Origin of the sequence: Micromonospora palythoicola, assembly GCF_036689795.1 — a bacterium.
Classification (GTDB): domain Bacteria; phylum Actinomycetota; class Actinomycetes; order Mycobacteriales; family Micromonosporaceae; genus Micromonospora; species Micromonospora palythoicola.
In genome coordinates, this window is record NZ_JBAGKI010000112.1 from 1 (window position 1) to 8,794 (window position 8,794).

5 protein-coding genes are annotated in these 8,794 nt (G+C 72.7%); 2 read left to right on the forward strand and 3 right to left on the reverse strand.

The window, feature by feature from the left end; all coding sequences use genetic code 11:
• Positions 1 to 56: 56 nt before the first annotated feature.
• The 3 genes from V5O40_RS27305 to gltB all read right to left on the reverse strand — a co-directional run bounded on the left by V5O40_RS27305 (position 57) and on the right by gltB (position 7,250).
• Entirely contained in the window at positions 57 to 857 is an 801-nt protein-coding gene (locus V5O40_RS27305) for an SGNH/GDSL hydrolase family protein (protein WP_332908119.1), read from the reverse strand.
• 176 nt (positions 858 to 1,033) lie between these two features.
• The gene (locus tag V5O40_RS27310; RefSeq protein WP_332908120.1) at positions 1,034 to 2,536 is read right to left on the reverse strand and encodes a glutamate synthase subunit beta; all 1,503 of its coding nucleotides are present in this window, start codon (positions 2,534 to 2,536) and stop codon (positions 1,034 to 1,036) included.
• Positions 2,529 to 7,250, reverse strand: a complete 4,722-nt coding sequence (gene gltB, locus V5O40_RS27315) for a glutamate synthase large subunit (RefSeq protein ID WP_332908121.1) — start codon at positions 7,248 to 7,250, stop codon at positions 2,529 to 2,531. The genes V5O40_RS27310 and gltB overlap by 8 nt, the downstream gene beginning before the upstream one ends.
• 147 nt (positions 7,251 to 7,397) lie before the next feature.
• On the opposite strand from gltB, the gene V5O40_RS27320 reads away from it, so the two are divergent.
• Together V5O40_RS27320 and V5O40_RS27325 are read left to right on the forward strand one after the other, a co-directional pair.
• The gene (locus tag V5O40_RS27320; RefSeq protein WP_332908122.1) at positions 7,398 to 8,261 is read left to right on the forward strand and encodes a GNAT family N-acetyltransferase; all 864 of its coding nucleotides are present in this window, start codon (positions 7,398 to 7,400) and stop codon (positions 8,259 to 8,261) included.
• Positions 8,262 to 8,347: 86 nt separating this feature from the next.
• The gene (locus V5O40_RS27325; protein ID WP_332908123.1) at positions 8,348 to 8,719 is read left to right on the forward strand and encodes a hypothetical protein; all 372 of its coding nucleotides are present in this window, start codon (positions 8,348 to 8,350) and stop codon (positions 8,717 to 8,719) included.
• Positions 8,720 to 8,794: the final 75 nt, after the last annotated feature.

An 8,794-nucleotide genomic window follows, 5' to 3' on the forward strand; every position in this document is an offset into this window, starting at 1 on the left:
GGGCCCGCCCCCGCGCCCCCGACGGCCCGACCCGCACCGTCGGCCGCACGGCGCGGTCAGCCGGTGACCGCGTTGAGCGCCGGCAGGTAGCCGTAGCGGTAGCCGTCGGCGTTCGGGTGGGACGCCTCGATGACCCCGGTGACGTCCCGGATCCACGGCGCGGCGCCGCAGACGCCGTGGCCGGCGAAGGTGGGTCGGGTGTCGGCGAAGGTGGCGCCGGCCGCGGCGGCCCGCTCGGCGGTCACGGCGGCGAGTACGTCGGCGGCCTCGTTGAGGATGGTGCGCTTGTAGGTGCTCATGGCCAGCAGTCCGCAGTAGCGGGTCTCGAACAGCCGGGGATAGCCGAGCACGATCAGTCGGGCGTTGGGGGCCCGTTCCCGGATGGCGGCGTAGGTGTTGTCCAGCCGGCCCGGCAGCGTGCCGGTGGCGAACGCCTTCGCGGCGTTCACCGCGTTGGTGCAGGTGGAGGTGCTGCCGAACCGGCAGTCGGTCATCACGTCGGCGAAGCCGGCGTCGTTACCGCCGATGGTGATGGTGACCATGGTGGTGGTGGCGGACAGCGAGCCCAGTTGGTCGTCGAGCACGTCGGCGGTCTTCGCTCCGCCGCAGGCGGGGAAGCGGAAGCTGGCCACGTTGTTGGCGGCGGCCCACAGCGGGGCGTACGACTTCTGGCTGCGCAGGCAGGTGGACAGGTCGTACGGTCCGGCGCCGACGCCGGAGGAGTACGAGTCGCCGAGGGCGACGTAGTGGATCGGCGCGGCGGCCTGGGCGACGCCGGGGACGGCCAGCGCGCCGACGGCGGCGGTGAGGAGGGCGACCAGCGCGGTCAGGGCGCGGGCCAACGGACGGTGGGGCATGACGGACCTCCACGGGGGTGGTGGTGGAGCCCGAGAACCGCGCGCGTGGCCAAGGGTTGTTACTGGTCGGTAATGCTATCGAAACATCTGGATAAAGTGAATAGCCGTTAAGGAGAGGCCGCGTCCGCGCGGTCCTCCCGCGTGAACGCGGCCTCGTCCAGGCCGTCGGGTGGCGGTCAGTGCGCCGCCAGGGGTCGGCTGGCCGGGTGGACCGGGGCCGGCAGGGCGCCGACGCCGTCGAGATAGGTGTGGATCGCCGCCGCGGCGGCCCGCCCCTCGGCGATCGCCCAGACGATGAGCGACGCACCCCGGTGCATGTCACCGGCGACGAAGACGCCGTCGGCCTCGGTCTGCCAGTCCGCCCGGGAGTCGACCGCGCCCCGCGCGTTACGGGCCACCCCGAGCTGCGCCAGCAACGGCTGCTCCTCGGTGCCCTCGAAACCGATCGCCAGCAGCACCAGGTCGGCGGGGAGTTCCCGCTCGGTGCCCGGCACCACCGTGACGATCCGCCGGCCGTCGCGCTTCTCCACGCTCACCTCGGCGATCCGCACCGCCCGCACCGCACCGGTGCCGTCGTCGACGAACTCCTGCACCGCCACCGCGAAGACCCGCTCGCCGCCCTCCTCGTGCGCCGGGTACTCGCGCAGGACCCACGGCCACGTCGGCCACGGGTCGCGCCCCTCGTCCCGGGCGCGCGGCGGCTGCGGGTACAGGTCGAGCTGGTGCACGCCGGCGGCGCCCTGCCGGTGCGCCACGCCCAGGCAGTCCGCCGCGGTGTCGCCGCCGCCGATGATGACCACGTGCTTGCCGGCCGCGTCGATCGGCGTACCGTCCGCCAGGGTGGCCAGCGCCGGCCGGCCCTCGCCGGCCGCCGCGACCACCCGGTTGGCCGCCACCAGGTGCGCCATCGCCTGGTGTACGCCGCGCAGCTGCCGGCCCGCCGTGTCGGTGTCCCGGCCCTGCAACGCGCCGCAGGCCAGCAGCACCGCGTCGTGCCGGGCGCGCAGCTGCTCGGCGGTGACGTCGACGCCGACGTTCACCCCGGCCCGGAACTCGACCCCCTCGGCGCGCAGCTGCGCCAACCGGGCGTCGATGTGCCGCTTCTCCAGCTTGAAGTCGGGGATGCCGTACCGCAGCAGGCCACCGATGGCGTCGTCGCGCTCGTACACGGTCACGGCGTGACCCGCGCGGGCCAGTTGCTGGGCGGCGGCGAGCCCGGCCGGCCCGGAGCCGACCACGGCGACCGACCGACCGGAGGGCGCGGACGCCGGGCGCGGCGTCAACCCACCGGCCGCGGCGGCGTCGGCGATCTCCACCTCGACCTGCTTGATGGTGACCGGCTCACCACCGGCGATGCCGAGCACGCACGCGGCCTCGCACGGCGCCGGGCAGAGCCGACCGGTGAACTCGGGAAAGTTGTTCGTGGCGTGCAGCGACTCCACGGCGGCGTCCCAGTTGCCGGTGCGGACCAGGTCGTTCCAGTCCGGGATGCGGTTGCCCAACGGGCAGCCGTCGTGACAGAACGGGATGCCGCAGTCCATGCAGCGGGTGGCCTGCTCGCGGATCAGTTCCTCACCGGCCGGCGGGTAGACCTCCCGCCAGTCGCTGATGCGCACCGGCACCGGCCGCCGGGCCGGCACCCGCCGGCCGTAGCGCAGGAAACCGTTCGGGTCAGGCACGAGCCACCTCCTGGGCGACCGCCCGCGGGGCGGGGGCTACCGGCGCGGCGGAGGCGGCGGCCGGCGGCGCCGGTGCCGCCAGTGCGCTCATCACCGCGTCGTCGACGTCCTGGCCGGCGGCTTCGGCGGCCCGCATGATCTCCATCACCCGGCGGTAGTCCCGGGGAACCACGGCGGTGAACTCCTCCACCGCTTCCGGCCAGCGCTTGAGCAGCTGTTCGGCGATCGCCGAGTCGGTCTCGGCGAAGTGCCGCTGCACCAGCTCGTGCAGGCGGGTCCGTTCCGCCTCGCTCGGCGCGGACAGGTCGACCAGCTCGGTGTTGACCCGGCGGCGGTCGAGGTTCCAGACGAATGCCGTACCGCCGGACATGCCGGCGGCGAAGTTACGGCCGGTCGGACCGAGCACCACCACGGTGCCGCCGGTCATGTACTCGCAGCCGTGGTCGCCGACACCCTCGACGACGGTGACCGCGCCCGAGTTGCGGACCGCGAACCGCTCCCCCACCCGGCCCCGCAGGAACACCTCACCGGCGGTGGCGCCGTACAGGATGGTGTTGCCGGCGATGATCTGGTCCTCGGCGCGGCCGCCGGCCTCGGCGTCGGCGGACACGAACGGTGCCGCCGCGTCCGGCCGGACGACCAGCCGGCCCCCGGAGAGTCCCTTGCCGACGTAGTCGTTGGCGTCGCCGTGCAGGCGCAGGGTCACCCCGCGCGGCAGGAACGCGCCGAAGGACTGCCCGGCGGTGCCGCGCAGGGTGAACTCGATGGTGTCGGCGGGCAGGCCGGCGCCACCGTGGCGGCGGGTGACCTCGCCGCCGAGCATCGCGCCGACGCTGCGGTGCTCGTTGCGGATCGTCACCTCGGCCCGCACCAACGGCACCGACCCGTCGGCACCGGCGGGGCGCAGCGCCGGCTCGGCGAGCGCGATCAGCTCGTTGTCCAGTGCCAGCTCGAGGCCGTGGTCCTGGGCGCGTACGCCGCGCCGGGCCGCGCCCTCGGGCAGCTCCGGCAGGTGCAGCACCCGACCGAGGTCGAGCCCACCGGCCTTCCAGTGCTCCACCGCCGGCGCCACGTCGAGCAGCTCGGTACGCCCGATCGCCTCGTCGATGCTGCGCAGCCCCAGCTCGGCCAGGTAGCCGCGGATCTCCTCGGCGAGGAACAGGAAGAAGTTCTCCACGAACTCGGGCTTGCCGGTGTAGCGCTCGCGCAGCACCGGGTTCTGGGTGGCGATGCCGACCGGGCAGGTGTCCAGGTGGCAGACGCGCATCATGATGCAGCCGGAAACGATCAGCGGGGCGGTGGCGAAGCCGAACTCCTCGGCGCCGAGCAGCGCCGCGACGATCACGTCCCGGCCGGTCTTGAGCTGCCCGTCGACCTGCACGGTGACCCGGTCACGCAGCTTGTTGAGCAGCAACGTCTGCTGCGCCTCGGCCAGGCCCAGCTCCCAGGGCGTGCCGGCGTGCTTGAGCGAGTTCAGCGGGGACGCGCCGGTGCCGCCGTCGTGGCCGGAGATCAGGATGACGTCGGCCTTGAGCTTGGCCACCCCGGCGGCGACGGTGCCGACACCGACCTCGCTGACCAGCTTGACGTGCACCCGGGCGGCCGGGTTGACGCACTTGAGGTCGTGCACCAGCTGGGCGAGGTCCTCGATCGAGTAGATGTCGTGGTGCGGCGGCGGCGAGATCAGGCCGACGCCGGGGGTGGCGTGCCGGGTACGGGCGATCCACGGCCAGACCTTGTTGCCGGGCAGCTGGCCGCCCTCGCCGGGCTTGGCCCCCTGCGCCATCTTGATCTGAAGGTCGTCGGCGTTGACCAGATACTCGCTGGTCACACCGAACCGGCCGCTGGCGATCTGCTTGACGGCGGACCGGCGGGCGGGGTCGTGCAGTCGCTCGACGTCCTCCCCGCCCTCGCCGGTGTTGGACTTGCCGCCGAGCCGGTTCATCGCCACGGCGAGGGTCTCGTGCGACTCGGCCGAGATCGACCCGTACGACATGGCGCCGGTGGCGAACCGCTTGACGATCTCGCTGGCCGGCTCCACCTCCTCGATCGGCACCGGCGGCAGCACACCGTCGCGCAGCCGGAACAGCCCACGCAACGAACCCGCCCGCGCGGCCAGCTCGTCCACCTTCGCGGTGTACTGGCGGAAGACGTCGTACTGCCGGCTGCGGGTGGCGTGCTGGAGCAGGAAGACCGTCTCCGGGTTGAACAGGTGCAGTTCACCCTCGCGGCGCCACTGGTACTCGCCGCCCACGGGCAGCAGTTCGACCGACTCGGCGCCGGGCGCCGGCCAGGCCAGCGCGTGCCGGGCGGCCACCTCGGCGTGGATGCCGTCGAGGCCGACGCCGCTGATCGTGCTCGGTGTACCCCGGAAATACCGCTCGATGAGTCGGGTGTCCAGCCCGACCGCCTCGAAGACCTGCGCGCCGCAGTACGACGACACGGTCGAGATGCCCATCTTGGACATGATCTTCAGGACGCCCTTGCCGAGCGCCTTGACGTAGTTGCGGATCGCGGCCCGCGGCTCGACCCCGGCCAGCACGCCCGTGGAGATCATGTCCTCCACCGACTCGAAGGCCAGGTACGGGTTGACCGCCGCCGCCCCGTAACCGATCAGCACCGCCGCGTGGTGCACCTCGCGGCAGTCGCCCGACTCGACGATCAGTGCCACCTGGGTCCGGGTCTGCTCCCGCACCAGGTGCTGGTGCACCGCCGCGGTGAGCAGCAGCGACGGGATCGGGGCCAGGTCGGCGTTGGAGTCCCGGTCGGAGAGCACCAGGATCCGTACGCCGTCCTCGATCGCCTCCGAGACGTGCCGGCAGATCTCGGTCAGCCGGGCCCGGATGCCGGCCCCACCGTCCCGGATGCGGTAGAGCCCGGAGACCCGTACCGCCTTGAACCCGGGCAGGTCACCGTCCTCGTCGATGCAGAGGATCTTCGCCAGCTCGTCGTTGTCGATCACCGGGTAGGGCAGCACGATCTGCCGGCAGCTCGCCGGACCGGGATCGAGCAGGTTGCCCTCCGGGCCGATGGTGGTGGCCAGGCTGGTCACCAGCTCCTCCCGGATGGCGTCCAGCGGAGGATTGGTCACCTGGGCGAACAGCTGGTGGAAGTAGTCGTAGAGCAGCCGTGGCCGGGTGGACAGCGGGGCGATCGGGGTGTCCGTGCCCATCGAGCCGATCGGCTCCACACCGGTCCGCGCCATCGGCGCGAGCAGGATCTTCAGCTCCTCCTCGGTGTAGCCGAAGGTCTGCTGGCGGCGGCGGACCGAGTCGTGGGTGTAGACGACGTGCTCGCGCGCCGGCAGGTCGTCCAGCTCGATCAGCCCGGCGTGCAGCCAGTCGGCGTACGGCTGGGCGGCGGCCAGCTCGGTCTTGATCTCGTCGTCGTGCACGATCCGCCCGGCGACGGTGTCGACCAGGAACATCCGGCCCGGCTGTAGCCGACCCTTGGCCACCACGGTGGCCGGGTCGAGGTCGAGGACGCCCGCCTCGCTGCCCAGCACCACCAGGCCGTCCGACGTCTGCCACCAGCGGCCCGGACGCAGACCGTTGCGGTCGAGCACCGCGCCGACGATCTCGCCGTCGGTGAAGGCGACCGAGGCCGGGCCGTCCCACGGCTCCATCAGGCTGGCGTGGAACCGGTAGAAGGCGCGCTTGTCGGCGCGCATGTCCGGGTCGTTCTCCCACGCCTCCGGGATCATCATCAGCACCGCGTGCGGCAGGCTGCGCCCGGCCAGGTGCAGCAGTTCGAGGACCTCGTCGAAGTTGGCCGAGTCGGAGGCGGCCGGGGTGCACACCGGGAAGACCCGCCGGATGTTGCCCGGCAGGTCGGGCGTACGCAGCAACGCCTCGCGGGCCTGCATCCAGTTCCGGTTGCCCCGGATGGTGTTGATCTCGCCGTTGTGCGCGATGAAGCGGTACGGGTGCGCCAGCGGCCAGGACGGGAAGGTGTTCGTGGAGAACCGGGAGTGCACCAGGGCGATGGCGCTGGCCACCCGCTCGTCGGTCAGGTCCGGATAGAACGCGGGCAGCTGGTCCGGGGTGAGCATCCCCTTGTAGACCATCGTCCGGCCGGACAGCGACGGGAAGTACGCCGGCACCCCCCGCTCGGCGGTCTCCCGCTCGGCCTGCTTGCGGACGCAGAAGGCGACCCGCTCCAGCTCGACGCCGCGCAACGCCGCGCCGGCCGGACCGGCCGGGGTGTCGGTGAGCCGCTTCGCGGCGAGGAAGACCTGTCGGACGCGGGGCATCGCCGCCAGCGCCGTCTCACCGAGGTCGCTCGGGTCGACCGGGACGTCCCGCCAGCCGAGCACCTCGGCGCCCTCGACCAGGGCGTACTTCTCGACCACCTGCCGGGCGCGGGCCTCGGCGGCGTCGTCGTCGGTCAGGAAGACCAGACCGGTGGCGTACTCGCCGGCCGGGGGCAGCGGAAACTCGACCACCGCGCGCAGGAACGCGTCCGGCACCTGGATCATGATGCCGGCGCCGTCACCGGTGTTCGGTTCGGCGCCCCGGGCGCCACGGTGGTCCAGCCGGCACAGCGCGCCGAGGCCGTTGGCGACCACCGTGTGCGAGCGTCGGCCGTGCAGATCCGCCACGAACGCCACGCCGCACGCGTCATGCTCGTACGCGGGGTCGTGCAGGCCGGCAGGGGACGCTACCTGGCCCTCTCGCGGCGCCGGCTGGGGGCGGTGTGGGTACGCAAGGGCCACCGGGCCTCCTGTCGTCGCTCAGGCTGGATCATGGTCGGGACGACGTCGGCCCTGTATCGGACTATTGAGTCTACGTTAGGGCCCGGCACACAAGGCCAGTGCAGATTGATCACACCGTCCAGACTCTGGGACATGTAGTCTCGCGCCGTGGATTCCGAGCGTACCGACCTCCTCGACCGGTTGGAACGGTTCTACGACGCGGTGCCCCGGGACGCGGCCCGTGTGGAAGATCACGGGAGTCTGGTGCTGTTCGTCCGGGAAGGCCCGGGATGGCCGTTCTACGCCCGGCCACGGCGCGACGGCACCGGGTCGCCGACCCTCGCCGACGTGGCCGCGGTGCGGGCACGCCAGCGCGAACTCGGCCTGCCCGAGGCCCTGGAGTGGGTGCACGACCTCAACCCGGAGTTGCTCGCGGTGGCCCGCTCGGCCGGCCTGTGCGTCCTCGAAGCGCCGCTGCTGGTGCTCGACCCGGCCGCCCTGCCCGATCCGGTGACCCTGCTCCACCCGGATACCGCCGAGGGCGTGTCGGTACGGCTTCTCGATCCGGCGGACGAGGACCTGGGCGACGCGGTGGCCGCCCGTCGCGCCGTGGCGGCGGTAGCATTCGCCGTTCCCGGCACCACGCGGGGCGAGGCCGGAGCCGCCGAGCGGGACGCCGCCATGGTCGGGTTGGACGCGGCGGCGGTCGACGAGGAGCGGGCCAGAATCGCCGACGGCACCCGCCTCTCGGCACTTGCCGGCGCCCCCGAGGAGGGCGAGCTGGCCAGCGGGATGGCCATGCGGGTCGGCGACGTCGCCGAGATCGCCGGGGTGGCCACCCTGCCCAGCGCCCGCCGCCGCGGCCTGGCCGCCGCGGTCACCGCCACCCTGGCCCACGCCCTGCTCGCCGACGGAACCGACCTGGTGTTCCTCTCCGCGGGCAGCGAGGAGATCGCCCGGGTCTACCTGCGCGTCGGTTTCCGCCGCGTCGGCACCGCCTGCGTGGCCGAACCGGCCGCGGTCACCACCTGACGACCCGTCCCCCGGCCACCCCGATCCGACGACCGCGTGTCCGTCCGCCCTGGTCGATGCAAACGATCAACACCTACCATGTGTCGATGATCGATGAGGGTCAACCACGCGTTCCCGTCCCGGTCGTCGCGGCCGCGATTATCTTCCTGCTGGCGAGTGCCATCCAGGCCGTCCAGTTCAAGACGAGCACCGCACCGGGGGCGACAGAGCCGAGGTCGACGATTTTCGCCGTGGGGCTGATCCTCCTCTCGCTGGCCTTCGCGTACGGGTTGTGGCGCCAGGTCGGGCGCGCCCGGATCCTGGCGGTCGGCTTCGGCGCCTTCAACATCGCGTACGGCTTGACGGCACTACCCGACATCGACGTACTGACGGTGTCGCGAATGGTGGGATACACGGCCGTCGGCGTGCTGCTGCTGGTGCCCGCGTCGTCTCGAGCATGGTTCCCGCACGGCCCCTGAGTTGGCCGCCGCACGCCGGCACGTCAGCGCTGCGGTCAGACACGACGGTGGGGGGGGGGGGCGGGGGGTAGGAAA

Bases quoted from the DNA above. Each gene is read 5' to 3' on its own strand.
- V5O40_RS27305 (WP_332908119.1), bottom strand. From the start codon at position 857: ATGCCCCACCGTCCGTTGGCCCGCGCCCTGACCGCGCTGGTCGCCCTC.
- V5O40_RS27325 (WP_332908123.1), top strand. From the start codon at position 8,348: ATGATCGATGAGGGTCAACCACGCGTTCCCGTCCCGGTCGTCGCGGCC.